The 26,815-nt window shown below is 72.0% G+C and carries 15 protein-coding genes and 2 pseudogenes; 11 read left to right on the top strand and 6 right to left on the bottom strand.

The annotated features are described in order from the left end of the window. The first annotated feature begins 95 nt into the window (after window positions 1-95). From AB0H86_RS18690 to AB0H86_RS18675, 4 genes are all read left to right on the top strand, one after another. A complete protein-coding gene (locus tag AB0H86_RS18690) occupies window positions 96-8,336 on the top strand; it encodes a type I polyketide synthase (RefSeq protein ID WP_362439712.1) in 8,241 nt (2,746 codons plus the stop codon). Further along, window positions 8,333-9,835 carry a tryptophan 7-halogenase gene (locus AB0H86_RS18685; RefSeq protein ID WP_362439189.1) on the top strand — a complete coding sequence of 501 codons (1,503 nt, stop codon included), beginning with the start codon at window positions 8,333-8,335 and terminating at the stop codon, window positions 9,833-9,835. Before AB0H86_RS18690 ends, AB0H86_RS18685 begins: the two co-directional genes overlap by 4 nt. Before the next feature lie 136 nt (window positions 9,836-9,971). Beyond that, entirely contained in the window at window positions 9,972-11,072 is a 1,101-nt protein-coding gene (locus tag AB0H86_RS18680) for an LLM class flavin-dependent oxidoreductase (RefSeq protein ID WP_362439186.1), read from the top strand. Further along, window positions 11,069-11,863, top strand: a complete 795-nt coding sequence (locus AB0H86_RS18675; RefSeq protein WP_362439183.1) for an alpha/beta fold hydrolase — start codon at window positions 11,069-11,071, stop codon at window positions 11,861-11,863. Before AB0H86_RS18680 ends, AB0H86_RS18675 begins: the two co-directional genes overlap by 4 nt. Window positions 11,864-11,972: 109 nt before the next feature. On the opposite strand, the gene AB0H86_RS18670 is transcribed toward AB0H86_RS18675, so the two are convergent. Together AB0H86_RS18670 and AB0H86_RS18665 are read right to left on the bottom strand one after the other, a co-directional pair. Beyond that, entirely contained in the window at window positions 11,973-13,541 is a 1,569-nt protein-coding gene (locus AB0H86_RS18670) for an AbgT family transporter (RefSeq protein ID WP_362439180.1), read from the bottom strand. Beyond that, window positions 13,541-14,827: an amidohydrolase family protein gene (locus AB0H86_RS18665; RefSeq protein ID WP_362439177.1), complete on the bottom strand. Its 1,287-nt coding sequence runs from the start codon at window positions 14,825-14,827 to the stop codon at window positions 13,541-13,543. The genes AB0H86_RS18670 and AB0H86_RS18665 overlap by 1 nt, the downstream gene beginning before the upstream one ends. 159 nt (window positions 14,828-14,986) lie before the next feature. Here AB0H86_RS18665 and AB0H86_RS18660 point away from each other — a divergent pair, with 159 nt between their 5' ends. The 3 genes and pseudogenes from AB0H86_RS18660 to AB0H86_RS18650 all read left to right on the top strand — a co-directional run bounded on the left by AB0H86_RS18660 (window position 14,987) and on the right by AB0H86_RS18650 (window position 19,497). Beyond that, window positions 14,987-16,114, top strand: a complete 1,128-nt coding sequence (locus AB0H86_RS18660) for an Lrp/AsnC family transcriptional regulator (RefSeq protein WP_362439174.1) — start codon at window positions 14,987-14,989, stop codon at window positions 16,112-16,114. Window positions 16,115-16,919: 805 nt separating this feature from the next. Beyond that, a pseudogene (locus AB0H86_RS18655) lies at window positions 16,920-18,053 on the top strand (PAS domain-containing protein); the annotation flags it as partial. A 190-nt stretch (window positions 18,054-18,243) separates the two neighbouring features. Then, window positions 18,244-19,497: a GAF domain-containing SpoIIE family protein phosphatase gene (locus tag AB0H86_RS18650; protein WP_362439171.1), complete on the top strand. Its 1,254-nt coding sequence runs from the start codon at window positions 18,244-18,246 to the stop codon at window positions 19,495-19,497. A 25-nt stretch (window positions 19,498-19,522) separates the two neighbouring features. On the opposite strand, the pseudogene AB0H86_RS18645 reads toward AB0H86_RS18650, so the two are convergent. Continuing rightward, window positions 19,523-19,732: pseudogene (locus tag AB0H86_RS18645) on the bottom strand (sugar ABC transporter substrate-binding protein); the annotation flags it as partial. Window positions 19,733-20,450: 718 nt separating this feature from the next. Here AB0H86_RS18645 and AB0H86_RS18640 point away from each other — a divergent pair. The 3 genes from AB0H86_RS18640 to AB0H86_RS18630 are packed head-to-tail and all read left to right on the top strand — an operon-like array spanning window position 20,451 to window position 22,927. Next, window positions 20,451-20,759: a DUF6112 family protein gene (locus AB0H86_RS18640; protein WP_362439709.1), complete on the top strand. Its 309-nt coding sequence runs from the start codon at window positions 20,451-20,453 to the stop codon at window positions 20,757-20,759. Then, window positions 20,759-21,448 carry a hypothetical protein gene (locus AB0H86_RS18635; protein WP_362439168.1) on the top strand — a complete coding sequence of 230 codons (690 nt, stop codon included), beginning with the start codon at window positions 20,759-20,761 and terminating at the stop codon, window positions 21,446-21,448. Before AB0H86_RS18640 ends, AB0H86_RS18635 begins: the two co-directional genes overlap by 1 nt. Window positions 21,449-21,499: 51 nt before the next feature. Continuing rightward, the gene (locus tag AB0H86_RS18630) at window positions 21,500-22,927 is read left to right on the top strand and encodes an ATP-binding protein (protein WP_362439706.1); all 1,428 of its coding nucleotides are present in this window, start codon (window positions 21,500-21,502) and stop codon (window positions 22,925-22,927) included. Here AB0H86_RS18630 and AB0H86_RS18625 read toward each other — a convergent pair. The 3 genes from AB0H86_RS18625 to AB0H86_RS18615 all read right to left on the bottom strand — a co-directional run bounded on the left by AB0H86_RS18625 (window position 22,905) and on the right by AB0H86_RS18615 (window position 25,617). Next, window positions 22,905-23,588 carry a recombinase family protein gene (locus AB0H86_RS18625; RefSeq protein WP_362439166.1) on the bottom strand — a complete coding sequence of 228 codons (684 nt, stop codon included), beginning with the start codon at window positions 23,586-23,588 and terminating at the stop codon, window positions 22,905-22,907. The two genes, AB0H86_RS18630 and AB0H86_RS18625, sit on opposite strands and share 23 nt — an antisense overlap. 431 nt (window positions 23,589-24,019) lie before the next feature. Beyond that, window positions 24,020-24,892, bottom strand: coding sequence for a class I SAM-dependent methyltransferase (locus tag AB0H86_RS18620; protein ID WP_362439163.1), 873 nt, complete (start codon window positions 24,890-24,892; stop codon window positions 24,020-24,022). 128 nt (window positions 24,893-25,020) lie between these two features. Continuing rightward, a complete protein-coding gene (locus tag AB0H86_RS18615; protein ID WP_362439160.1) occupies window positions 25,021-25,617 on the bottom strand; it encodes an XRE family transcriptional regulator in 597 nt (198 codons plus the stop codon). 97 nt (window positions 25,618-25,714) lie between these two features. Here AB0H86_RS18615 and AB0H86_RS18610 point away from each other — a divergent pair, with 97 nt between their 5' ends. Beyond that, complete coding sequence (locus AB0H86_RS18610) at window positions 25,715-26,728, top strand: NAD(P)/FAD-dependent oxidoreductase (protein WP_362439157.1); 1,014 nt, start codon at window positions 25,715-25,717, stop codon at window positions 26,726-26,728. The last annotated feature ends 87 nt before the right edge of the window (window positions 26,729-26,815 follow it).

The raw sequence follows: 26,815 nt of genomic DNA, 5'->3' as shown, positions 1-26,815 counted from the left end.
TCGATCACTCGGCCCTTGGGCCCGTAGGCTCGACCTCGTTGATCGACGAGGAGTGCGGCGGCGAGCGTGCCGCCGCCTGTGCCGGGGGCGAGAACTTGACGTACGACAACGAGCTGGTCCGGGCGTTACCGGAACTGCTGAAGGCGCACGCCGAGACGTCGCCGTCACGCGTGGCGTTCGCGGACGGCCATCGCGCCGTCACCTACGCCGAGTTGGAGCGGCGCACCGGCCGGCTGGCCGCCCATCTCGCCCGGACGGGACTTCGGCGCGGCGACCGGGTCGCGATCTGCCTCGGCGACCGCGTGGAGATGGTGGAGAGCGTTCTCGCCGCCGTCCGGGCCGGGGCGATCGGAGTGCCCCTCAACCCCCGGTCGTCCGACGCGGAACTCGCCCACTTCCTCGAGGACAGCGACGCCGCGGTCCTCGTCACCGACCCCGCGCACCTCGCCCGGCTGCGCCGTCCGGTCCCCGGGCACCCGCGGCTGCGCGTCCTGCTCACCGGTGACAACTCCGTCGCCGCGGACTCAGGCTCCGTTCCGGTGGATCCGCCCGACGGCGCCGTCCTCTTCGAGGACGTGGCGGGCCGCGAGCAGTCCGAACCGCCCCGGGACGACCTCGGGCTCGACGAGCCGGCCTGGATGCTCTACACCTCCGGCACCACCCACCGGCCCAAGGGCGTGCTGTCCACCCAGCGGGCCGCCCTGTGGTCGGTGGCGGCCTGCTACGCGCCGCTCTTCGGGCTCTCGTCCGAGGACCGGGTGCTGTGGCCGCTCCCGCTGTTCCACAGCTTCGGGCACTCCTTCGCGATCCTGGGCGTCACCGCCGTCGGCGCGAGCGCCCGGATCAGCGGCGGGCTCCTCCCGCCCGGCGGCCTGTGGGAGGAACTCCGCGCGCCCCGTCCGGCACTGGGCGGCCCCTACACGGTTCTGGCCGGAGTGCCCGCCACCTACCACCAGTTGACGGCGTCGGCCGGTGAGACCGTGCTCCCCGCGCGCCTGCGGACCTGTGTCGTGGCGGGCGCGCCCAGCGCGCCGACGCTGCGTCACAAGGTCGAGAAGGTGCTCGGGGCGCCGCTCCTCGACGCGTACGGCAGCACCGAGACCTGCGGCATGATCGCGGTCAACCGTCCGGACGGGCCCAGGATCGACGGGTCCTGCGGACCTCCGGTCCCGGGCATGGAGGTGCGGGTCGTCGACCCCGGCTCGGGCAACGACCCCGGCTCCGGCAACGATGTCGCGGACGGCGTCGAGGGCGAGATCTGGGTGCGCGGGCCGAGCCTCATGACCGGCTATCACCAGCGGCCCGAGGAGTCCGAGGCGGCACTGCGGGACGGCTGGTACCGCACCGGGGACCTCGGCCGACGCGTCGAACACGGTCATCTCGCCCTCACCGGCCGGGTCAGCGAACTGATCATCCGCGGCGGGGAGAACATCCATCCCACGGAGGTCGAACAGGCTCTGCTGCGTTGTCCCGGCGTGCGGGACGCGGTGGTGGTGGGCCGGCCGCACGACGTCCTCGGCGAGGTTCCGGTGGCCTACGTCGTGGCGGGGCCGGACGGCGTGGACGCGAGGCAGGTGCTGGCCGCGTGCCGCGCCCGGCTGGCCGCGTACAAGGTGCCCGTGGAGATCCTGGAGATCGCGGCCGTACCGCGCACGGCATCCGGCAAGATCGCCCGCCACGCGGTCCTTCCGGAACTGGCCCGGCCGGCGGCACCCACCCCCGCCGCGACGACGACCGACGGAGCCCTGCGCCGACGGCTGCTGTCCCTCCCGCCGGAGGGACGGGAGCGGGCGCTGCGGGCGGCGGTACTGGCCCAGACGGCCGCGGTCTGCGGCTGCGGACCGGACGAACGGCTCGACGGCGACCGGCCCTTCACCGATCTGGGGCTGACGTCCGCGGGCGCCGTCACGCTGATCGACCGTCTCGGCGAGGCGACCGGGCTGCCGCTGCCCTCGACGCTGGTCTTCGACCACCCCACCCCGGCCGCGCTGGCCCGGCGGGTGCACGACATCCTCTTCGCCCCGGTGGCCACCGCGTCGCCCGAGGCGCGCACAGCGGGACACCCGGACGATCCGGTGGTCATCGTCGCGATGGGCTGTCGCTGTCCCGGCGACGTCGACTCCCCCGAGGACCTGTGGCGGCTGCTGTCGGAGGGCCGGGACGCGATCTCGGACTTCCCCGCCGACCGGGGCTGGGACCTGGACGCCCTGTACGACCCCGACCCGGACCGGATCGGTACCTCGTACACCCGCAGCGGCGGCTTCCTGCACCGGGCCGCCGAGTTCGACGCGGGTCTGTTCGGGATCTCGCCGCGCGAGGCGCTGGCCATGGATCCCCAGCAGCGGCTGCTCCTGGAGACCTCGTGGGAGGTCTGGGAGCGGGCCGGGATCGACCCGGCCGCGCTGCGCGAGAGCGACACCGGTGTGTTCGTCGGCGTGATGCACGGCGACTACTCCGCCCGCTTCACCCAGCACGAGCTGGAGGCCCACCTGGGCCTGGGCTCGGCCGGGAGCGTGGCCTCCGGCCGGATCTCCTACGTGTACGGTCTGCGCGGACCCTCGATCACCGTCGACACCGCCTGTTCGTCCTCCCTGGTCGCGCTGCACTGGGCGGCGAAGGCACTGCGCTCCGGCGAATGCTCGCTCGCTCTGGCCGGCGGGGTCACGGTGATGGCGACACCCAAACCGTTCACCGCGTTCAGCCGCCAGCGGGGGCTCGCTCCCGACGGCCGCTGCAAGTCGTTCTCGACGGCGGCGGACGGTACCGCCTGGGGCGAGGGCGTGGGACTGGTGCTGCTGGAACGGCTGTCCGACGCCCGCCGCCACGGTCATCCGGTGCTGGCCGTGCTGCGCGGCTCCGCGGTCAACTCCGACGGCGCCTCCAACGGGCTGACAGCCCCCAACGGACAGGCCCAACAGCTTCTGATCACCCAGGCGTTGGCCGACGCGGGACTCGGACCGCGGGACGTGGACGCGGTGGAGGCACACGGCACCGGCACCACGCTCGGCGACCCCGTCGAGGCGCGCGCCCTGCTGGCCACGTACGGCCAGGGGCGCGGCGAGGACCGGCCGCCGCTGTGGCTGGGCTCGGTCAAGTCCAACCTCGGGCACACCCAGGCGGCGGCAGGGGTCACCGGCGTCATCAAGATGGTGCAGGCCATGCGGCACGAGGAGCTTCCCCGGACCCTGCACGCCGAGACGCCCACCCCGCACGTCGACTGGTCCGCCGGCCGGGTGGAACTGCTGACCGAGGCCCGACCCTGGCCGGCGACGGACGCCGGTCCGCGCCGGGCCGGTGTGTCGGCCTTCGGCATCGGCGGGACGAACGCGCACGTGATCCTGGAGGAGCCGCCTCGACCGCCTGACTCCGGACCGCGAGCCGCGGCGCCGCCGGCAGCCGTGCCGCCGCGGGTTTCGGTTCAGGTGCCGGTTCAGGTGCCGGTGCCCTGGCTGCTCTCCGGCGCCGACGAGGCGGCCCTGCGGGCCCAGGCACGCGGGCTCGCGGCCCGTCTCTCGGCCCGGCCCGACCTCTCCGCGGCCGACGTCGCCTTCTCCCTGGCCGTGTCCAGGTCGGCGCTCGCCCACCGGGCGATGGTGCCGGCCGGCGGCACGGACCGCACACGGGCCGCGCTGACCGCGCTCGCCGAGGGCCAGGACGTTGTCGGCTCGATGCGGGCCATCGCGGATCCGGGCCTGCGCACGGCCTTCCTGTTCACCGGCCAGGGGTCCCAACGTGCCCGAATGGGGGCGGAGTTGGCTGCGGCGTTTCCCGTCTTCGCGGCCGCCTTCGAGGACGTCTGCCGGGAGCTGGACGACCGCCTCGAACGGCCGCTGGGCCCGGTGCTGTCCGCCGCTCCCGGTACACCTCAGGCCGCCCTGCTCGACCGTACGGACTTCACGCAGGCAGGTCTGTTCGCCTTCGAGGTGGCGCTGTTCCGGCTGCTGGAGTCCTGGGGCGTGCGGGCCGACTTCCTGTCCGGCCACTCCGTGGGGGAACTGGCCGCCGCCCATGTGGCCGGCGTACTGGACCTCCCCGACGCGGCGGCACTCGTCGCGGCCCGCGGCCGGCTGATGCAGGGCCTGCCCGCGGGCGGGGCGATGGTGTCCCTGGACGCGACGGAGGAGGAGGTGCTCGCCGCGCTCGCGGGCGCCGCCGGTCACGGTGCCCGCCCGGAGATCGCCTCGGTCAACGGTCCGCGCTCGGTGGTGATCTCCGGCGCGCGGGAGGCGGTGCTGGCCGTCGCGGCCCGGTTCGAGGCGCGCGGCCGCAGGACCGTACGCCTGCGGGTCGGTCATGCCTTCCACTCGCCGCTGGTGGAGCCGATGCTCGACGACTTCCGTCGGGTCGCCGAGGGACTCGACTTCCGGCCGCCGCGGATTCCGGTGGTCTCGGCCCTGACGGGTCGTCCGGCCGAGGCGGCGGAGCTGTGCTCTGCGGAGTGCTGGGTACGGCACGCCCGTCGGCCGGTGCGGTTCGCCGACGCCGTGCGATGGCTCGGGGACCACGGGGTCGCGGCGTTCCTGGAGATCGGCCCCGGTGCCGCGCTCACGGCGGCGGCCGAGGACTGCCTGAGCACGCCGGACGGCAGCACTCCGGACGGCAGAGGTCCGGTGTTCGCGGCCGTTACTCGCGGTGGCCTGCCCGAGCCGGAGACGCTGCTGTCCGCCGTGGCCCGCCTCCATGTGCGCGGGGCGCGTGTCGACTGGCCCGTGGTGTTCGAGGGTTCCGGGGCGCGGCGGGTGGACCTGCCGACGTACGCCTTCCAGCGACGCAGGTACTGGCTCGACGCGCCGCGCACCCCGGCACCCGAGGCGGACGCCCACGGTCATCCGCTGCTGGGCCCGGCGTTCACCGTGCCGGACACGGACCGGACGGTGTTCTCCGGTCTGCTCGCCCGCACGACCCACCCGTGGCTCGCCGACCATGTGGTCGCCGGGTCCGTCCTGGTGCCCGCGACGGTGTTCGTGGAGATGGCCGTTCGCGCGGGCGCCGAGGTCTCAGGCGGCGCGCTCGACGAACTCGTGGTGCTGGCCCCACTCACCCTGCCCGCGGCCGGGAGCGTACGCGTCCAGGTGGTGGTGGACGAGGCGGACGACTACGGCCGGCGCCCGGTCGACGTCTTCGCGCGGTCCGGTGAGTCCGCCTGGATCCGGCACGCCTCGGGGCTCATCGGAGCGACGAGCGAGCCGGCCCCCGCGGAGACTTCGCCTCCGGAACCGTCGGTGTGGCCGCCGCGGGGCGCGACCGAGGTCGACCTCGCCGACGCGTACGACAGCCTCGCGGACGGTGGCCTCGCATACGGGCCGGCCTTCCGAGGGGTCCGGGCGGCCTGGCGGCTCGGTGACGAACTGTTCGCCGAGGTACGGCTGTCCGAGGCGGAGTCGTCGGACGCGGGCCGGTTCGGCATCCATCCGGCGCTGCTGGACGCGGCACTGCACGCGCCCCTGCTCGGCGGTGCCGAATCCGGCGCGATCCGCGTGCCGTTCGCGTGGAACGGCGTACGGCTGTACGCGGCGGGCGCGTCGGAGGTACGGGTACGGGTCTCCCCGGCCGGGACGGACACCGTCTCGGTCACGCTCGCCGACCCGGCGGGCCGGCCGGTGGCGGAGGTGGCGTCCCTGACCACCCGGGAACTGCCGTCGGCGGCGCACGACGTGGTACGGGAGGCGCTGCTGCGGCCCGACTGGATCACGGCTGACCCGGCCGGCGGCAAAGCCGGTACGGACACCGGATCCTGGGAGCTCGTGGCTCCGGACGGGCTGAGCCTGCTGGACCTGGGCGCGTCGTTCCCCGGGATGGCCGACACCGGCGCGAGCGAACCGGGCACCGTCGTCGTCACGGCCGTCCATCCGGCCACGGACGCCGATCCGCTGACCGCCGTACACGAGTTGACCTCCAGGGTGCTCCGCACGGTGCAGGACTGGCAGGACGACCCGCGTACCGCGGGCGCCCGTCTGGTGGTGGTGACGCGGAACGCCACCGCGGCGGAACCGGATCTGGCCGGCGCCGCGGTGTGGGGGCTGGTGCGTACGGCACAGTCGGAGCTGCCCGGACGGGTTGTCCTCGTCGATGTGGACGGGCGACCCGAGTCCCTGCGGCTGCTGCCCACGGCGGTGGCCACCGGTGAGCCCCAACTGTCCGTCCGGGCAGGGCGGTTGACCGTCCCACGACTGACCTCGCAGAGCGCCGCCGGACCCGCGGGCCCCGGCTCCGGCAGGTTCGGTGCGGACGGCACCGTGCTGATCACCGGCGGTACCGGTGCGCTCGGTGCGGAACTCGCCCGCCACCTCGTCACCTCGTACGGCGTACGACACCTGCTGCTGACCGGACGGCGGGGGCCTGGGGCGCCGGGGGCCGGGGAACTGCGCGATCTGCTGAGGGAGTTGGGCGCCGAGGTGCGGATCGTCGCCTGCGACGTGGGCGACCGTGCCGCGCTGGCCGAACTGGTGAAGGGTTGTGAGCCCGCGCTGACCGCCGTGGTGCATGCCGCGGGCGTGCTGGACGACGGCGTACTGGCCACTCTGACCACCGAGCGGATGGCCGCGGTGCTCCGGCCGAAGGCGGACGCCGCCTGGCACCTGCACGAGGTGACCCGGGACCTGGATCTGTCGGCGTTCGTCCTGTTCTCGTCGGCGTCCGGGCTGCTGGGACGCGCCGGTCAGGGCAACTACGCGGCGGCGAACTCCTTCCTGGACGCCCTGGCCCGGCACCGCACCGCGCTGGGGCTGCCCGCGCTCTCGCTGGCGTGGGGGCCGTGGAACTCCGGCGGGGGCATGGCGGCGGAACAACTCCGGGAGCGCGACGGGAAGTACGGGGACGTGCTCCGGGCGGTCTCCGTGGAACAGGGCCTGGCACTGTTCGACGCGGCGCTGCGCGTGGACGAGCCCGTGCTGGCGCCCGTCCTGCTGGACCGGGCCGGTCTCCGGGATGCCCCGGGGCCGCTGCCGCCGCCGCTGCGTGGAGTGGTGCGCCCGCGCAGGCCCGCCGCCGGGGCCGGGGCGTCCGGTGCGGGGGCCGGATCCGCGCCGGGTGCGGAGCAGCCGCGGGAGCCGGGAGCCTGGCGGAAGGTGCTGGCCGGGCTGCCCGCCGCGCAACGGGTCGACACGCTCGCGGAGTTGATGCGTGCCGACGTTGCGGCCGTCCTCGGACACCCGGACGCCGACGCGTTGCCGGCCGGCAGGTCCTTCGCCGAGCTGGGCTTCGACTCCCTGATGGCGGTGCAGGTTCGAAACCGGCTGAGCATGGCCCTGCGACTCAGGCTGCCCGCGGCCGTGGTGTTCGAGCACCCGACCGCCCACGAACTGGCCCGCCACGTGCTCGGCCTGCTCGACGACCTGCTCGACGACCTGCCCGCCGAAGTGCCCGCGACCGCCGAGAAACACGAGAAGGACGAGGAGGACGAGGAGCACGAACCGGGGTCGGACCCCGCCGTAACCGAGGAGCGGCCCGCGCGGACCCTGTCCTCGCTCTACCGGCGGGTCTGCGAGGCCGGTCAGGTGGTCGCCGCGATGCACATGCTGGTCACGGCGTCCTGGGCGCTACCGACGTACGGTCCGGCCGACAGCCGGGCGCACGCCCTGCCTCCGCTGCGGCGCGCCGACGGTACCGGGGACGGCCCTGTGCTGGTGGTCTTCACCGGGTACCACCCGCCGTTCGCCGCCCCTGGCGGGGAGTGGGCCCGCTTCCACAGGTGCTTCGAGGGCGCCTTCGACGTCCTCGAACTCCCGCACCCCGGCATCGGTGCGGGCGCGGCCGTACCGGCCGACCGGGAGACGCTCGCCCGGACCCACGCCGAGACGGTGCTCCGGCACGTCGGCGACCGGCCCTTCGTCGTCGTGGGCGTCTGCACCGGGGGCGCCGCCGCGCACGCCGTGACCCGGCGGCTCGAGGCCCTGGGGTCGGCTCCCGTCGGGCAGGTACTGCTCGACACGTACCTCATCGACGACGGCAACAGCGACAAGGACTGGCTGCTGTCCCTGCCCGCCGTCATCGCGCCCCGGCTGGGCGGCGACCAGTTCACCGGCGACGAGGACAACGGGGTAGCGGCGCTGGGCGCGTACACCCGCATGTTCCTCGGCTGGGAGCCGGAACCCGTCGACACCCCCACCCTGCTGGTCCGCGCCATGGAGCCGACGCCCGCGATGGCGGCGGGCGCGGACCCCGACGAGTGGCCGACGTCGTGGCCGCTTCCGCACACGGTCGTCGACGTCCCCGGCGACCACTTCTCGTTCCTTCAGGACCACGCCCCCAGCACGGCGGCGGCCGTGCGCGCCTGGATCGGCTCGCTCGGCCACCCGGGCGCACGCCCGGCGCCGGCCGCGGAAGGAGACCGGTGAACAGCCTCGATGAGCGGACGCCGTCGGAGGAGTTCGACGTCGTCGTCGTGGGCGGCGGCCCGGCCGGTGCCACCGCCGCGACCGCCGTCGCGCTGCGCGGCCACCGTGTCCTCCTCCTGGAACAGGAGAAGTTCCCCCGCTACCAGATCGGCGAGTCGCTGCTGCCGTCCACCGTGCACGGGGTGTGCCGCATCCTCGGCGTCGAGGACGAGGTGGCCCGGGCGGGCTTCAAGCCGAAGCGGGGCGGGACGTTCCGGTGGGGCCGTAACCCGGACCCGTGGCAGTTCTCGTTCGCGCTGTCTCCCCGGCTGGCCGACCCGACCTCGTTCGCCTACCAGGTCGAGCGGTCCCGGTTCGACGCGATCCTCCTGGACAACGCCCGCCGGGTCGGCGTGGACGTACGGGAGGGCTGCCGTGTCACCGGCGTACTCGCCGACGAGGAACGGGTGCGGGGCGTCGGCTGGGCCGGGCCCGGCGGCGAGGTGCGCGAGGCTCGGGCCCGTCATGTCGTGGACGCCTCCGGCAACGGCAGCCGGATCCACGGCGAGGTCGGCGGTCGGCGGACGTACTCCGACTTCTTCCGCAACCTCGCGGTGTTCGGCTACTTCGCCGGCGGCGCCCGGCTCCCGCGACCGAACGACGGCAACATCTTCTGCGCCGCCTTCGACGAGGGCTGGCTGTGGTACATCCCGCTGCGGGACGACCTCACCAGCGTCGGAGCGGTGGTCAGCCGGGAGAACGCCGCCGAGATCCAGCGGGACCCGGCGGCTGCCTGGCGTCGGCTGATCGACGCGTGCCCCGAGGTCCGGGACCTCCTGCACGGGGTGCCCCGGGCCACCGAGGCGCCGTACGACCGGGTCCGGGTGCGCCGGGACTGGTCGTACTGGAAGACCCGGCTGTGGCGGCCCGGCATGGTGCTGGTCGGTGACGCTGCCTGCTTCGTCGACCCGGTGCTGTCCTCCGGCGTGCACCTCGCCACGTACGGCGCCCTGCTCGCGGCCCGGTCCCTCAACAGCGCCCTCGACGGAACGCTCCCCGAGGACCGCCTGTTCGACGAGTTCGAGGCCCGCTACCGGCACGAGTACGGCCTCTTCCACGAGTTCCTGGTCGCTTTCTACGACATGCACCAGGACGAGCGGTCGTACTTCTGGAAGGCGCGCAAGGTCACCCATATCGGGTCGACGGAGTTGGAGGCGTTCGTGGACCTGGTGGGCGGCCTGGCCTCCGGCGACGCCTCCCTCGGCGGGCCCGCGGCTGCGGGTTCCCGTCTCGCGGCGGCATCCTCGGGGCTCGACGAGGCCGTGGGCCGGCTCCAGGACTCCGACGGGCTGCGCAACCCGCTGTTCGAGTCGGCCACCGTGCGGCAGGTGTTCCAGGAGGGCGCGGTCCTCCAGGAACGCGGCGTGTTCGGCGGCCCGCTGGAGGACGAGTCGCCCGTGCGGCTGGGCGGCCTCGTGGCCTCGGAGGACGGTCTGACGTGGGAGGAGCCCGGCCGCTGAGTTCGGCGCGGGGTCACCGGTCGCACCGGCCACTCCTTCCCTCGGGAGTCGCGGTCCGCTCCTCGCAAAGTGATGCGTCTCGCTGACCGAGACGATTCCATGGGCCGGAGCCCTGGCTGTTTTTACGCTCGCGCCTATGAGCTTTCTTCCAGACGGACAGGGACAAAACGCCACGGATGGCGGACGGGCCCCGCTGCGCGTCGGTGTCCGAGTGCCGCCGTGCGACCGGGCGGATCGCGTGGCCGGGACCGTGCGCCGGGCCGAGGAGCTGGGCTTCGACGAAGTCTGGTTCCCCGACTCCCAGTTGCTGTGGCGGGACGTGTTCACCACACTGACCGCCGCCGCTCTGGGCACCGAGCGGATCGGGTTGGGCACTGCCGTGACCAATCTGGCGACCCGGCACCCGGCCGTCGTCGCCTCGGCCGCCCGCAGCGTGGCGGAACTGGCACCGGGCAGATTCACCCTCGGCCTCGGTGTGGGCAACAGCTCGGTCGGGCCCATCGGCCTGCGCCAGACACCTTCGGCGACGATGCGTGAGGGGCTTCTCATGCTCAGGGCGCTCCTGGACGGCAAGGAATGGGACTTCGAGGGCAGGGTCCGCTCGCGGCTGCGTGATCCCCGGCCCGACATACCCCTGCACCTGGCCGCGAGCGGGCCGAAGAACCTGCGACTCGCCGGGGAGACGGCCGATGGTGTGATCCTCCTCAGCGGTGTCTCGCCGAGGACCCTGGAGCAGGCGACCGCGCGCGTACGCGAAGGCGCCGAAGCGGCGGGCCGGGACGCCGACCGCATACCGCTGACCGTCTCCGCGTTCTGCGCGGTGACCGACGACGTCGAGGCCGAGGTCCGGCGGATCAAGCCCATCTGCGCGTCGATCGCGCAGAACGGCGGGGCGCCCTTCCTGGCCCTCGCGGGGATCGACGTCCAGGTTCCCGCCACGGTCGAGGGGATCTACCCCGACCTCGTGCACGCGGAGGACTGGGACGCCGCGGTCGAGATCTGCTCCGAGTGGATCAGCGATGAGGCGGCCCTGCGGTTCGCCGATGAGTTCTGCCTGTTCGGCACCGCGGAGCGGATCACCGAACGGCTGAGCGCTCTGGGCGCCTCGGGGGTCACCGGGGTGTTCCTTCAGCACGTCGGCTCCTACGACCCGCCCACCGAACTGATCGAGGCCGTCGGCTCCTCCGTGCTCCCGGCCCTCTCCCCCACCACCGAGGCGAAGGCAGGCCACCGATGACGGATCCGCTGCGCAAGGGCTATGTGCCCAGCCCCTTCGGGCAGTTGCACTACGTCGAATGCGGCACGGGCGAGCCCGTACTGATGCTCCACCAGACCCCGCGCTCCTGGACCGAGTACCTCGACGTGCTCCCGCTGGTCGGTGCGGAGCACCGGGCGATCGCCATGGACACCCTGGGCTTCGGCGCCTCCGCGAAGCCCGAAGAGCCGCACTCCGTCGAGCGGTTCGCCGACGCCGCCGACGCGTTGATCGAGGAGCTGGAACTCGAACGCTTCCACCTCGTCGGACACCACACCGGCGGCGTGATCGCGGTGGAGCTCGCGGCCCGTCACCAGGATCGTGTGGCGAGCCTCCTGCTCTCCGCCACGCCCTTCATCGACGACGAGAAGCGGCGTACGGCGGGCGAGCGCAAGCCCGTCGACCACGTCGTTCCCCAGCCCGACGGTTCGCACCTGCTTGAGCTGTGGAACCGGCGCCGCGGCTTCTACCAGGAGGGCGAGGAGGCGGCTCTCAACCGGTTCATGGTCGACGCGCTGACCGTGCTGGACCGGGTGGAGGAGGGGCACGAGGCGGTGCGGCGCTCCCTCATGGACCAACGCCTGCCCCACGTCACGGCGCGCACGCTCGCGGTCTGCGCGGCCGGGGACCACTACTCCATGCCCGCACTGGAGAGATTCGCCGAGGCGCTCGGCTGTGAGACGCGCGTCCTGTCCGGCGGACACGTCCCCGTCCTCGAGCAACTGCCCCGGGAGTTCTCGAAGGTCGTCCTGGAATGGGTGGCGCAGGGCTGATACACGACGGTGCCGGGGATGTTTCCCCGGCACCGTCGTGTATTGCGTAAGGAACGTGTCGGGTCCGGCCCGCCTCCGTGCGATCGGACCGGACCGCTGGGTAAGGACCTCATCGCAGGCCGATGTGCGCACCCGGCCCGAGCGGCAGATCGAACCCGTAGAAGACGCCCAGGATCACCAGCCATACCGCCAGGAAGGGCACGACGAAGATGGCGAGCCGGGAGATCAGGGTGCCGAGCTTGGCCTCCGGCTCGTATTCGCGCACCATCGCCAGGATGAGGAAGAGATAGGGATTCATCGGCGTGATGGCACCGGTCGCGGAGTCACCGATCCTGAAGGCGGCCTGGCTGAGCGCGGGGCTCATGCCCATGAGCATGAACGCCGGGATGAAGACGGGGCCGACGAGCGACCACAGGGCCGAGCCGGAGACGATGAAGAGGTTGAGACAGGACGCCAGCAGGACGAAGGCGATGATCGCCCAGAAACCGGTCACCCCGATGGAGGTGAACAGCGCGGCGGCCTTCACCGCGAGCAGGACACCCACGTTGGACCAGTTGAAGAGGGCGATGACCTGGGCCGCGACGAACATCATCACGATGTAGCCGGACATGTTCTTCACCGAGTCGGTCACGGCGGTGACCGCGTCCTCGGTACGGGTGAGCTTCTTGACCGTGATGCCGTAGGTGAGCCCGGCGAACAGGAAGGCGCCGAAGAGGATCGGGACGATGCCGCCGAGCACCGGCGAGGGCACGAAGGCGCCGCCCTCACCGCGCAGGGGCGCGCCCGGCGGCAGCCACAGGGCGAGGACCCCGCCCAGGTAGAGGAGGACGACGAGTGCCGTCGCCAGCAGACCGCGCCGCTGCACCGGGGTGAGAGCGACCTTCTGCGCGGGGGCCTGGTCCGCGGACTCGTACGTTCCCAGTCGCGGCTCCAGGACGCGGCTGATGAGGAATCCGCCGAGCAGGGCGAGCACGATGCTGGTCGAGGCGGTGAAGAAGTAGTTGATGAGCAGATGGATGTGGAGCCCCTGGGCGGCCGGAAGCACCGAGGCCGCCTGCTCGGTGATGCCGACGTACAGGGCGTCCAGCGAGCCGACGGTGAATCCGGCGGCGTAGCCCGCGGTGACACAGGCGAAGCCGCCGATGAGACCGGCGACGGGATGGCGTCCGGCGCTCTTGAAGACCAGGGCCGCCAGCGGCGGGAGCACGATCGCGCCGACGTCGCTCATCATGTGCGCCTGGCTGGCGATGAGCGCCACCGCGTACGGGAGCGCGGCACGCGGCACCCAGGCCAGGGTGGCCCGCATCACGGTCTCCAGCAGACCGGTCTTCTCCGCGAGGCCGACCACCATGATCAGGACCAGTACGGCGCCGATCGGCGGGAACGTCGCGAAGTTGAGGACCAGGTTCTCCACCAGCCAGCGCAGTCCCTCACCGGTGAACAGCCCGGCGATCTGCTTGGTGTCGTGGGTGCCGGGTACGGCGACGGAGACGCCGCCGAGAGCGAGGGCGGTGGAGATCAGGCCCAGGAGCACGAAGAGCGCGGCGAACAGGACGATCGGGTTGGGCAGTGCGTTGCCCGCCCGCTCGATCAGGGAGAGCACGCGGTCCAGGCGGCCGCGCCGCTCGGCGTCCGGAGACTTGCCGCCCGTCGGCTTGAGGTCGGTCAGTGAGGACATCAGGACTGCCTTCCCGTCGGGGCCGCTGGGAGCAGGAGATCCTTGCGGACGATGCCGTCCTGGACGACGCACACGATGTTGGCGGGATCGCCGAGGACACCGATGTCCGCGAGCGGATCGCCGTCGCATATCACCAGGTCCGCGGTGCGGCCGGAGGCGAGGGTGCCGAGCCGGTCGGCGACGCCGAGGAGCTCGGCGGAGGTACCCGTGCCGGCGACGATCGCCGCCATCGGGTCCATGCCGAGGTCCACCAGGTAGCTGAGTTCCATCAGGTTCACGCCGTGCGGGCCGACGGCCGCGTCGGTGCCGAGCGCGATGCGGGCACCGTACTCGATGGCCCTGGCGATGTTCTCCTTGGTGATGCCGGACCAGCGGGTCTTCTTCTGGTAGTGGTAGTCCGGCATCGTGTCCTTGTTGATGCCGGCGTAGACGGTGGACAGCGTCGGGACGACGAAGACGCCGCGCTCGCCCGCCATGTCCAGGGCCCGGTCGTCCAGGCCGTAGCCGTGCTCGATGCTGGTCACTCCGCCGCGGATCGCGTTGAGGATGCCCGCGTTGCCCTGGGCGTGGGCGGCGACCCGCTTGTCGCCGTGGCGCCGGGCCTCGTCCACGGCGGCTCGGATCTCCTCTTCGAGCAGGCCCTCGTCGTCGGGGTCGTCGTAGGGGCTGCCCATGCCGCCCGTGGCGCAGACCTTCACCAGGTCGGCGCCCTCGCGCAGCACCCGGCGCACGGCGAGCCGGGCCGCGTCGGCGGTGTCGGCGATCTCGGACATGCCGGCAGTCAGGTCGGTGCCGTCGGGCAGGCGCAGGTCGGCGTGGCCGCCGGTGTGGCTGAGGATCCGTACGGCCGTGTGCAGCCGCGGGCCCACGATCCGTCCGGTCTCGACGGCCGTGCGGTAGCCCGCCGACAGGCCGCCCAGATCGCGTGCGGTGGTGATGCCGGCGTCGAGGGTCTGCCGCAGCCGCGTCGTGGTGTCCAGCGTGACCAGCACCGGGTCGAGTTCCGCGCGGCGGCCGGGCGGCGAGCCCTGCGCGTAGGCGAGGTGGACGTGGCAGTCGAAGAAGCCAGGGAGTACGGTGCGGCGACCGGCGTCGATGACGCGGGCCGAGGAGAGGCCGTCGGTGGCCGGGGCTGTCGCGGCGGCTCCGGCGTAGGTGATGGTGCCTTCGGCGTCAACGGTGACGACGGCGTCGTCCACGGGGGACGAGCCGGTGCCGTCGATGAGCCGGGCGTTGTGGATCCGCAGGGCGGTCCGGGTGGGCTCGTGCAACGTGGCTTGCGTCATGGGGCGCGGTCACTCCTCCGTGTCGGGATCAGGCGAAGGGAGTGTGGAATGCGGAAGAAAACCTGGTGTGACGGTGCAGACTTCTCGCCGGATTCCCTCGGGGTGCGCAGAGAAGCGCCACCCTCGGGCATGCAGGATTGTGCCGCCGCGGAACCCGCCATGGAACTTGACGAACTGGACCGCGGTGTCGTCCACGCCCTGCAGATCCATCCGAGGGCCCCGTGGACGCTGGTCGGTGAGGTGCTCGGGGTGAACCCGGTCACCGCCGCGCGGCGTTGGCACCGGCTGGAGGAGGCGGGCCTGGCGTGGGTGACCGCCTATCCCCGGCTGTCCAACTCGCGGATCGTGGTGACCGGTGTGGTCGAGGTGGACACCGAGCCAGGCGTCGCCGAGGACGTGGCGCAGGCCCTCGCGGTGGATCCCGCGGTGGCGAACATCAAGCTCACGGCGGGCGGCCGCGATCTGGTGGCCGCCGTACAGGCCCGGAGCCTGGACGAACTGGCCCGCATCACCACGCTGCTGTTCCAGCGGACGCCAGGGGTACGGGCGACGCGCACCCATGTGTCGACCGGTGTCCCCACCGAGGGCAGCCGGTGGCGGCTGCGGAGCCTGGACGACGCCCAGAGCGCGCGCGTCGAGGCGGCGCTCCCCCCGCCCGGCCGGCCCGCGCCCGCGGCCGAGGCACGCCTGGACGACCTGGACGCGCGGCTGCTGGAACTGCTGAGTGCGGACGGGCGGATGTCGCTGCGCGACCTGTCGACGGAGACCGACACGAGCCTCACCACGGTGCGCCGCAGGATGCAGTCGCTGCTCGCCTCACGGCTGAGCCTGCGCTGCGATCTGGCCAGGCCGCTGTCGGGATGGCCACTGTCCGCCGTGTACTTCGCGTCGGTGCCGGGTCAGTACGTGGAGGAGACCAGCCGGGTGCTGGCCGGGGTGCGGGAGGTCCGGTCGTGTGCGATCACGGCCGGTCCGCACAACCTGGTGATCGATGTCTGGCTGCGCGACCTGCATGACGTGCACGCCTTCGAGGCCCATCTGTCACGCAGTCTGCCGCGTCTCACGATCGCCGACCGCTCGGTGGTGCTGCGCACGGTCAAACACATGGGGCACCTGCTGGACCGGGACGGCCGATGCACCGGAGTCGTCCCCCTCCGGCACCCCCAGGCACCGCACTCCGCAGCCGTGGAGCGGACCCCGGGACCGCCTCCGCGGGGCGGACCCACCGGGGCGGCAGAGGCGCCGGCCCGGCCTCAGGCAGCGCCGAGAAAGCTCAACCGCACCTGACGGTTCGGATTGTCTCCGTTCGTGTCCGCCAAACTCCGCAAAGACAACCCGCAGCATAGCCGGGGCGCCGTCGGCGAGGCCGTCCTCGTCGAGGTGATCGGCGGCCAGGACAACCCCTGGCGGTCTCGCCGGCCTTCCTGGCCTCGGTCTGCGACTTCCGGGCAGGGAATAGCAAGGAGGCTTGACGTCTGTAGGGCATGGCAACGACGAGGGTGGACACCTGGTGGTGTCCACCGGCAATGCTCCTGACCGCCTAGTCGGCGCGATGCCGACGTTGAACCGCCCTTAGCCACAACGCCGAGGCAAGGCAGCGGTTTGCGACAAGCCCAGCCAGCTACGCGGGGCCCGCTGGCGGTGGAGGTAGTCGTCGGGGGCGCGCTCGGCCGGCAGCCGCCACTGCTCGCGCTTGCGCCGCTAGTCTTCGAGCCCACCGCCCGTGCCATCGACGGCCTGGAGAAGACCCTGGCCGGCCTCGGCCTCCCAGATGACGCCCTCGCCCTGGACCCTGTGCAAACCCCAGGACTACTTCCACCGCGTGTGGTCCACCGCCTTCCGGGCCTCCGACCTCGCCGACGCTGGCGCTGAGGAGAAGAAGAGTCGATGACCAACGCCGCGTGCATCGCGCGAGCCGTGGCGAGCTGCTTCTCCGGCAGGTCGATCCCCATCGCGTGGGCGTTGCTCTGGCCAGCCAAGGGGAAACGTAGGCACTTGCCGCTCGGTCCGTGGGTGCTGGACGGCCTTCCCGGCCCGGCGCCTGTCCACGGGGAGCCATAGACCGTCCTAAAATGGAACAAATTATCCATCGATGATCGAGGGCAACGTGTCGACCAACCGTGTGGCGTCGAACTTGCACCCGTTCGGCGCCGCAAGTGTCGGCGAAGCGCCCGAGCGCGACGACGCGCTGGTCAGTGCCGTCGTCGGTGCCGTGGAGCTGACCGGAGCGCATACCGGAAGCGTGTTTCTGCTCTCCGGCGACCACCGCTCGCTCGTAGTGGCCGCGTCGTGCGGGACGCCGCCCTCCCTGCTCAGCGGGTGGCGTCGGATCCCGGTGAACAGCCGTCTGCCGGTGGCGGAGGCGTACCGCTGCGGGCGCATGGTCCACCTGGCCGGCGCGGAGGAGACGATGCGGCGCTTCCCCCAGCTCTCGGTCGCCCTGCCCTACCCGTTCGGCTCTGCGTCGGTCCCCGTACGGGCGGGCGAGCGGACCTTCGGCACCATGGCCGTGGTGTGGACGGCCAGGCCGGACGGGACAGGGCTGTCGAGGGCGCAGCGCCGGCGGCTGCTCTCCGCCGCCGACCGGTTGGGCACCACCCTCGCCGGACTGCGGGCCCGCGGCGCGTTCGGCGAGTACGACGAGCGGACGCCTCCGGTAGTGGTCCCGCTGCCATCCGCTCCGGTGATCCGGGTGGGCCTGTTCGACTGGAACCTCGACACCGGAGCCCTCACCGCCGACGACGACCTGTGCGCGATCTTCGGAATGCCGCCCCGCGAGTTCGACGGACGGGCAGCCACCCTGGCGGCCATGATCGAGCCCGCGGATCTTCCCGGCTTCCGGTCCGCCGCCCGTGCCGCGGTCCAGGAACGCCACGTACTGGCACACTGCCTGCGCATCCGGGACGGCCGCGGAGGCCACCACACCGTCGAGCTGTGGGGCCGGATGCCCGAGAGCCCTGACGGCCTGGAGGCCTCGGCCCATCTGGTCGGCGCCGTACTCGACTCCGGGAGCCGCATGGCCGCCGTGGCGGCGATCGAGCGGCTCGCGGACGGCTTCTTCGCGCTCTCGCCCGACGGACGCCTCGCCTACGCCAACCACAGCCTGGAGAATCTGCTGCGGGTCCGCCTGGACGAACTGCTCGGCCGACGCCCCTGGGACGTCCTGCCCTGGCTGGCCGATCCCGTATACGAGGACCGCTACCGGGCCGCCGTGGTCTCCCAGCAATCGGTCTCCTTCCTGGTCCGCCGCCCACCGGACAAATGGCTGGTCTTTTCCCTCCACCCGGGCGCTCAGGGCATGACGGGGTGGGCGGCACCGGCGCGACAGCCCGTACCGGCCGAGACCGGACCCGGGGCAATCCTCACGGAAGGGGGGGCCGCCCGCCTCCTGGTCGCCTCCGCCCGCGGCCCCGCGCGTGGGTTCCCTCTACCGGGTGCTCACGCTGGGCAGCGCGCTCACCGAGGCGGTCACCGCGCACGAGGTGTTCGAGGCCGTCGCCGAGCAGCTGCTGCCCGCTTTCGGCGGCCAGAAGCTAGCGATCGCCGTGGTGGAGGAGCGGCGCCTGCGCCTGCTCGATCAGCGCGGCTACTCGAAGCGCTTTCTCGCCCGGTTCGAAGGCACTCCGCTGCATGCCCGGCTGCCCGTGACGGACGCGCTGACCTCCGGGGCCCCGCTGTTCGTCGAGTCCCGTGAGGAGCTTCTCGAGACCTACCCCGGGATCATGGTCAGTCCATCCAACTCCTGGGCGTTCCTGCCCTTGATCGCCTCGAACCGCCCGGTCGGCGTCTGCCTGCTCGGCTTCGACGACGTCCACCGATTTCCCGACGAGGAGCGCGGAGTCCTCACCGCGCTGGGCGGCCTGATCGCCCAGGCCCTGGAACGTGCCAGGCTCTACGACGCCGAGTTCGCCCTCGCCCGCGGCCTGCAGAACGCGCTGCTGCCGCACCGGCTGCCCACACTGCCGGGCCTTGGTGTCACCGGGCGCTATCTTCCGGGCACCAGAGGCATGGACATCGGCGGCGACTGGTACGACGTCATCCCCACCGGCGACGAGGTCGCGCTGATCGTCGGGGACGTCGAGGGCCACAACGTCGCCGCCGCGGCCGCCATGGGCCAGCTGCGCAGCGCGGTACGGGCCTTCGCCACCGCCGGCCATCGGCCGAGCGACGTTGTCGCCAACACCAACCGGCTCCACATGGACCTCGACCCGGCGCTACTCGCAAGCTGCTGCTACGCCCGCCTCCATCCTCGCTCGGGGGTCGTGCGCATCGTCCGTGCCGGCCACCTCCCGCCCTTGCTGCGCCTGCCCGACGGGCACGCCGAAATCCTGGATGTGCCCGGCGGCCCTCTGCTCGGCATCGACGCAGCGGCACACTTTCCTGAGTCGGAGCTGCGCCTTGTACCCGGGTCGGTCCTGGCTCTGTACACGGACGGACTGATCGAGAGGCGTGACTCGGACATCGGTTCCGACGTCGACCGGCTCCGCGCGTCACTGGCCCGCATGGGCGGAGGCCGCCTGGAGGATCTGGCCGACGCGCTGCTGCGGGATGCCTGCCGGTCCGCCGACAGGGCGGACGACATCGCCCTCCTGCTCACCGAGTGCGCCCCGCCACCGCAGACGGCGACAAAGCCGGCGTCCGCACACGCCGGCTCCGGCCCGTCGCCGTGAGGCAGCAGGCTCTCCGACGCCGCTGTCACCTGCCCCAGATCTTCCGGCACGCCCCCTGGTAACCCGACGGGTCCCAGGTCCTGGCACTGTCCCTGTTGGCGGCCGTAGTGATGTGGAAGGGGGCTACATATCCGCCGGCCGAACGGCCGGAGAAGGCTCGGTTGAACTCGTCGACGGTCTGCCGGCCCTGCAGGGACAGCGGCTCGCGCGCGGTGGCCGCCTGGTGCTGCTCGCTGTACGCCGCCGAGGGCCAGGACGGCCGGGGCCGTGGTGGGGCAGTGGTGGGGCGGTGGTGGGGCGGTGGTCAGCCAGTTCCTCGCCACTGATGTCGTGCACCATGCGGACAAGGGGTGGTCTGTCGGCGAGCCTTGGCTAACGAGGCTGACGAGGTGGTGCCGCCAGGAGATCAGTCCGGCGCGGCGCGGATACCCGGTGCTCAGGGAGATGTTCTCGGCGACCGACACCAGCAACACCGCCCCACATCTGCGCCGAGCCCGCTCGCGCCGCTCCAGCGCGCCCGGGCCGTGGCCGTACCCGCCACCGAGCTGGCGGCCGGCGCCCGTGGCGGCCAGATCGAGGTGGGCGACAGCCATACCGGCGATGACGAACGGGACCCAGGTCAGGGCCGGACAGCCGCCCGTGAAAAACAGAGAGTCGAGGCCCTCTGCCTGGCCGACGACGGGGAACGAGCGGCCGCCGACCACCGGCTGCAGCAGGTTCGTTCGGGACGAAGAGGCCGCCTGAGCACGTCGGTATGTTCATCGGCCAGGGGCTGATCATCAACGCCCCGCGCACCGGCGACGTGATTCGCATCGCGACCCTCGCCTCCTGGAAATCGCAGATTCTCGCGGTCCGCCGAGTCGTCTGACCGGCGCTTCTCCCCTCCCCTTTCCTTGCACCGCCGCTTCGCCCCCTCGGGCTTTGGCATACGTTAAATCGAACTGGAGTTCATGATGTATCTCGCCGACAAATTCGTCCAGCTCGCCTACGACCCCGGGATCAAACCGAACGATGGTGGCCTCCCCGGCTTGGCGGTCCTCAAGCAGGTGGTGGGGTCGATCAACCTCTTCGGGATCATCGCTGTAGTCGGCGCGCTTGCCGTCAGCGCGGGCGTATGGGCCTGGGGCCATCACTCCGGCGGTCACCAGGCCGAGGCCAGCGGCAAGAAGGGCGTGCTGGTGAGCGCTGGTGCGGCCCTTTTGCTGGGTGCCGCGAACGGTCTGGTGGCGTTCTTCAGCACGCTCGGGACGCAGGTCCACTGATGTCTCCCCGCTCCACGAACCCCAGCGGCGCATCTCGCGTACGCCGCCGGGCGCTGCTCGGCACCGCTGTCCTGGTGGTGCTCGTCGCCCTCGCCGGCCTGGCCGCCTACCTCACCCGCGACGGCAGGACCTCCTCCAAGGCTCGTGCATCGCAGGCGAGTTCGGCTTCCCCCTCCTCCCCGACCGCTTCTGCTTCCGCCTCGTCACCACCGCACGGGAGCCGCGGTGCCCTTCCCCTGCCCCCGTCCACGCACGACCCGATCACCTTCGGGAAGGCGGCAGCGGCAGCGCTGTGGTCCTACGACACCCGCACCTACTCTCAGCATGAGCTGCTGGCTGCCCTGCACGAGTGGCTGACCAGGGAGGCCAAGTACGCCGACACCGACTCGGCCGACGCGCTCGTCCCCTCGCCCGTGCTGTGGAAGGAGATGGCCGCGAACGGCCAGTTCGCCACCGCCACCGTGAACGAAGCCCACTTCCCCGACTCGTTCACCCAGGCCCTGCAGGCGGACCCCGGGGCGATCACCACCGCGTACGTCTACGCCGTGACGGTCTCCGGCAAACAGTCGATCGCCTGGAAAGGCTCGCCCCGCGGCGGCGCGGAGAACCGTGTCACCACCCTCGCGGTCCAGTGCCGCCCCTCCCAGCCCTGCGCCCTGGCCGGTGTCCTGTCGGCCGTCGCGCCCTGACCTCCACCCCAGAAAGGAGATATCACCATGGGAGTCTGCGACTTTCCGCTGATGGACAAGGTCTGCGGCGCCGTCGACTTCGCCACCAACCCCGCCGGGACCGTCACCGACGGCATCGGGGCGTGGATCGCGAAGTCAGCGGGTGAGCTGGCCGCCAGCGCAGCCGATCTCGCCGCCAAGGCCGTCAACGAAACCACGGCCATCGATCTCAACGCCGGTTGGTTCCGGGGCAACTACGAGTTGCTGTTGCCCATCGGCCTTGTCTTGACCGTCGGTACGTTCTGCCTCCAGTTGATGTTCGCGGCTTGGCGACGGGACGAACGCGCCCTCGCTCAAGCGGCGATCGGCACGATGACCGGCGTCCTCTTCTCCTTCTGCGCCGTCGCCTTCACCTCGGTGGCCATCACGGTGGTCGACGCTCTGTCCGACGGCCTGTTCCAAGCAGCCAACAGCTCAGTGGACGACGCGATCCGCCGTGTCATCAAGGTCAACCAGTTGGGGGTGATGCATGGCCTCGGCTGGGCAGTCCCAGCCCTGGTCGGCCTCGGCTGCGCGATCGGCGCGTTCATGTACTGGGGCGTGATGGTCGCCCGCAAGGTCGGCGTCCTGGTCATGGTCGCCCTCGCGGTCTTCGCCGGATCCGGCGGCGGCTGGGAGGTCGCCAAGCGCTGGCGGCGCGGCTGGATCGAGGCCACCGCCACCCTCGTCGTGTCGAAACTGCTGATGACCGTGGTCTTCCTGATCGGCGTCTCGGCCATGGGCAAGTCCGACGCCACGGACGGCATGGCCGCCCTGTCCGACGCGACGGCCGGCATCGTCGTGATGGTCCTGGTCCTGCTCTGCCCGTACGCCACCTACAAGTTCGTCCACTGGGCGACCGACGGCGGCGGCCACGACGACCTGCACCGAACCGGCGTCGCCGGCATGGCGATCGCCGCAGGGGCCGCGAAGACCGTAGGCAGCCTCGCGATGCAGGCCAGCACCGGCACGCCTTCTCCGCAGGGGCCCAGCCGGGTCCCCGGCGCAGGCAGCGACGGTGTCGCCTCCGGCATCAACCCGACCGGCGGCAACCTGAGCAAGAAGGGCATCGACGCCGGACCGCCCAAGCCGCAGACCAGCTTCCGGTACGGCGAGGACCCGAACGCCTCCGGCGACAAGGGCCGCGCCCTGATCCAGCACCCCGGCGTCCCTGCGCTGATCACGCGGCCTGCCGACACCGAAGCAGGAGGATCCGAGGGGGGCGCGCCCTCCGCCGCCCAGCCCGCTGGTGCGTCGGTTCCGGGGCGGCAGCTTGACCCGCGCAGGTGCCGCGCCGCCCAGCGGTCCCGCCGCACCGCCGCCGCCCTCCACCGGTCCGTCGGCGACCGGCTCCCCGACTACGACGAGCTGGGTCTACCCCATGCCGCCGTCCGGGTCGGGGTCCGAGTAGGAACGGAACAGAAAACCGGTGCAGCCGTCAAATCTTTTGACGGGCAGTGAGAAGGGCAGCTTCCGTCCCCTCGTCGGCTTCGGCGAGGGCCCGGTACACCGAGGCGACCGAGGGGTGCTGGTCCTTGTTCTTGCCGCTTTTGATGGTGAGCTTCTTGGCGATCTCGGGGACGGGGACGCCCTTGTCCTTGAGCGCCTGGGCGAAGGTGAGCATGTCGTCGTCGATAACCTTGGGCCGTCCGCCATGGTTGCCCTTGGATGCGGCGGACACCTGGCCCTCCAGGGTCTTCTCCCGGATGTAGTTGCGCTCGATCTGTGCGGCGGCGGCGAGTACGGCGAAGAACATGGCGCCCATGCCGTTGGCGTCGTGGATGCCGGTGAGCGGTCCGGTGAGGAGTTCGAGCTGGACGCCGGCGGCCTGGAGCTGGCCGGAGAGCGTCATCAGCTCGGCTGCGTTCCGCGCCAGGCGCTTGAGCTCATGGACGGTGAGGATGACCTCCTGATCGGGGGCGGCCTCCTTGATGTGGTACGCGAGCTTCAGCGCCTTCTCCAGCTCGGGCCGCGTTTTGATCCTCGTGCTGATCTTTTCGGAGTAGACGCACTTGCAGTCGGCGCGGGCGAGCGCGTCGAGCTGGCTCTGCAGTTCCTGCGTTGCGGTCGAGCAGCGGGCGTACCCGATCCGGATGGGCCTGGCCGGCGGAGCGGCGGGCATCTCCTCGACCGGCGGCCCCGGCTTCCACGTTCGTCCCGGGCCGCGGTCTTCGGGAACAAGAACTTCGAGTTCTTCGCGGAGCGCGGGCACGAGGATGAAGCGGGCGGTGTGGTACTTGGTGGCGGTCTTGCCGCCGCGGGTGCGGCACGGACTCCCGGCAGGGACTTCGCACTTGGGGCAGTCGTGGCGTTCTACAGCATTTGCGGGTTGATCGGGCGTCAGCTGCATGAGGTCAGGCTCTCAGAAGTGCTTCGCAGAACACCCGGGTTTTGACAGGAGTTTCGCGAATGGCGACCTGCGGAAACGTGGTCGCTCGGAGCCTGTTCTCAGAACTCTCGCATCTGGTCATTTGTGAGAATGCCCTTGCGTCATGCGGACGTGGCGGCCTGGTTCCGCGTGACCGCGCCGGACGTGGCACCCCGTGTTGGGGGTCAGGCGCGGCGGGCGGCCCAGACGGTGCGTTCGGTGCGTACCGTCAGGTCGTCGCGGCGCAGGATGCTGTGTGGGCTGGTGGTGTCGAGGAGCCGGTCGAGCGCGGAGAGGTCCTCGGGGAAGAGCCTGTCGGCGATGACGCTGCGGATGCGCTGCAGGACGCCGAGGGCGTAGCGGCCGATCGCTTCGCTGCGGTCGCCCTCGATGTCCACGGCGATGGTGCGTTCGTCCTCGACGGTGAAGCCGGCGGCCGTCAGCATCGGGCCCCAGTCGGCGCCGCGGTGGGGCATGTGTTCGGCTTGGCGGCGGTCGGCTGCGGCGTGGACGCGCTCTTCCAGGCCGGGCCGGTCCGTGGGGGCATTCTCGGGTAGGAAGCGGGGGTGGCCGGCCAGTTCGACGACGGCGAACAGGCCGTTGGGTGCGAGCGTGTCGTGGACGGTGCGCAGCGCGCGCTCGGGGTGGGCCATGTGGTGCATCGATGCCGATGCCCAGATCAGGTCGGGCGAGCCGAGGTCGGGCCAGGCGTCGTCGTCGAGGTCGGCCTGCACGGTGCGTACGCGTTCCTCGACGCCGCGGGTACACGCCTTGGTGCGCAGGCGCTGAAGGTGTTCGGCGGACGTGTCGACGGCGGTGACGTGCGCGTCGGGGAAGCGGTCGAGGAGGGCGAAGGTGCCCGTGCCCGTGCCGCAGCCGAGGTCCACGATGTGACCGGGGGCGGTCTTCAGTGGCAGCGACGCGGTGATGGAGGCGGTGTGCTCGGCGAGGACCTCGGCGTCCAGGTCGAGGATCTCCGCCTGGCCGCTGGTGTCCTGCTCGTGGTGGTGGCCGTGCGAAACGCCGTGGTGGGGGGTGTGCGTGTGTGCTTGGTTCATGCTCTTCACCGTAGGTCGACTATGCGCCAGAGGCGTACTGTCTCCCTGCTTGCGCAAGACGATGGTCGTAGGTGCTGCGTGACGCGCAAAAGGGCACCGCTGCGGAGGCCGTCGTGCGGCTCGCGCTGTCATTCGGGAGGGCCTTGAGCGTCGCTGCCGTCGCCGTCGTCGCGCTGGTGGCCGCGGCGGGCGTCGCGGTCGAAGAGGCCCAGGATCTCGCAGGGTCCGCCCTCGGTGCCGATCGCGTGCGGCATCATCGTGGGGAACTCGGCGGCCTGGTTGGTCTCGATGCGGAAGCGGCGCTGGCCGAGCATGAGGATCGCGGTGCCGGACAGTACGACGAGCCACTCGCGCCCCGGGTGGGCGCGCATGCGGGCGGGGTTGTCGGGCGGGGGGTCGGTCAGGCGCTGGCGCACCACGCTCATGCCGGGGTCGGCCTTCAGGGTCCAGCGCATCCGGCCGTGGGTGCTGTCGATCGTCGGACTGGTGACGACGTCGTCGGTGGCGGTCTCCACGAGCTGGTCCAGCGTGGTGTCCAGGGCGCGGGCGAGGGTGACCAGCTGGTCCAGTGCGAGGCGGCGCTGGCCGTTCTCGATGCGGCTCAGTGAGGACTGGCTGAGGTGGGCGCGGGCGGCCAGTTCTTCAAGTGACAAGCCCTGCGCCACCCGCAGGGCGCGGATGCGTTTGCGTACGAGGCTGTCCAGCTCTCCACTTTCTTGCGTCATGGGCAACATTGTATGCCTTCGGTGCAATGTGGGGTTAGCGTCGTGTGCAGATGGCCGGCAGCGTCTGGGACCACGCACGATGAAAGAGCAGGAGGACATGGCTGTGACGACTTCTCCGTACGCGAGCGACGCACTGCCCGGTGGAACCGTCGACGCAGTGGTGATCGGCGGGGGCGCCGCAGGGCTGAACGGTGCTTTGACTCTGGCCCGCTCCCGCCGGTCGGTCGTCGTGATCGACAACGGCTCCCCGCGCAACGCGCCGGCTGCGGCCATGCACGGCTTCATCGTGCTGGACGGCACCGAGCCGCGCGAGATCCTTCGGCGGGGCCGGGAGCAGGTCCGCCAGTACGGCGGACACATCGTCTTTGGCACGGTGGCCTCTGCCGCCCCGGCCGCCCCGTCGGCCGACGGAGACTTGCGTTTCACCCTCACCCTGGCTGACGGCCACAGCATCACCGCGCGCCGCCTCCTGGTGGCCACGGGTCTGCGGGACGTGCTGCCCGAGGTCCCCGGCCTCGCCGAACACTGGGGAGACAGTGTGGTGCACTGCCCGTACTGCCACGGCTGGGAGGTCCGCGACCAGCCCATCGGCGTCCTCGCCACCGGCCCGGCCTCCGTCCACCACGCACTTCTGTTCCGCCAACTGACCGAGGACCTGACCTACTTCACCCACGGCACTGCCCTGGATGAGGACACCCGCGCCCGCTTCGCCGCCCGCAACATCCCCATCGTCGACACCCCGGTGCAGGAGGTCGTCAACCACGAGGACGGCACCCTCGCCGGGCTGCGCCTGACCGGCGGCCAGGTCGTGGGCCGCCGCGTCCTCGCGGTCGCCACACAGATGCAGGCCCGCACCGAGGGCCTGGACGCGCTGAAGCTGCCCATGGAGGACCTGCCCGACAACATGGGCCGCCGCTTCGCCTCCGGCATGGCCGGCACCACCGAGGTGCCGGGCGTGTGGGTGGCAGGCAACGCCACCGACCTTGCCGCCCAGGTCGGCGCCTCTGCCGCGGCCGGCGCCCTGGCCGGCGCCCACATCAACGCCGTGCTGGTCACCGCGGACACCGACGCCGCGCTCGCCGCCGCGCGGGGTGAGACGCCCGCGCCCTGACATCCCCCTGGGGCCCGGCTGGCTGGCCGACCGAACCCGCCCCGCGCCCACTGGGCCCCCGCCCACCCCGTCCACCCGCCGACCGGC

Source organism: Streptomyces sp. NPDC050997, from assembly GCF_040660135.1.
Taxonomy (GTDB): domain Bacteria; phylum Actinomycetota; class Actinomycetes; order Streptomycetales; family Streptomycetaceae; genus Streptomyces.
This window is presented reverse-complemented; position numbering and strand designations above follow the sequence as displayed.

Excerpts from the sequence above, each read along its gene's own strand:
- AB0H86_RS18680 (WP_362439186.1), top strand. The coding sequence starts at position 9,972 with ATGAGCTTTCTTCCAGACGGACAGGGACAAAACGCCACGGATGGCGGA.
- AB0H86_RS18675 (WP_362439183.1), top strand. The coding sequence starts at position 11,069 with ATGACGGATCCGCTGCGCAAGGGCTATGTGCCCAGCCCCTTCGGGCAG.
- AB0H86_RS18670 (WP_362439180.1), bottom strand. The coding sequence starts at position 13,541 with ATGTCCTCACTGACCGACCTCAAGCCGACGGGCGGCAAGTCTCCGGAC.
- AB0H86_RS18665 (WP_362439177.1), bottom strand. The coding sequence starts at position 14,827 with ATGACGCAAGCCACGTTGCACGAGCCCACCCGGACCGCCCTGCGGATC.
- AB0H86_RS18660 (WP_362439174.1), top strand. The coding sequence starts at position 14,987 with ATGGAACTTGACGAACTGGACCGCGGTGTCGTCCACGCCCTGCAGATC.
- AB0H86_RS18640 (WP_362439709.1), top strand. The coding sequence starts at position 20,451 with ATGTATCTCGCCGACAAATTCGTCCAGCTCGCCTACGACCCCGGGATC.
- AB0H86_RS18635 (WP_362439168.1), top strand. The coding sequence starts at position 20,759 with ATGTCTCCCCGCTCCACGAACCCCAGCGGCGCATCTCGCGTACGCCGC.
- AB0H86_RS18630 (WP_362439706.1), top strand. The coding sequence starts at position 21,500 with ATGGACAAGGTCTGCGGCGCCGTCGACTTCGCCACCAACCCCGCCGGG.
- AB0H86_RS18625 (WP_362439166.1), bottom strand. The coding sequence starts at position 23,588 with ATGCCCGCCGCTCCGCCGGCCAGGCCCATCCGGATCGGGTACGCCCGC.
- AB0H86_RS18620 (WP_362439163.1), bottom strand. The coding sequence starts at position 24,892 with ATGAACCAAGCACACACGCACACCCCCCACCACGGCGTTTCGCACGGC.
- AB0H86_RS18615 (WP_362439160.1), bottom strand. The coding sequence starts at position 25,617 with ATGACGCAAGAAAGTGGAGAGCTGGACAGCCTCGTACGCAAACGCATC.
- AB0H86_RS18610 (WP_362439157.1), top strand. The coding sequence starts at position 25,715 with ATGGCTGTGACGACTTCTCCGTACGCGAGCGACGCACTGCCCGGTGGA.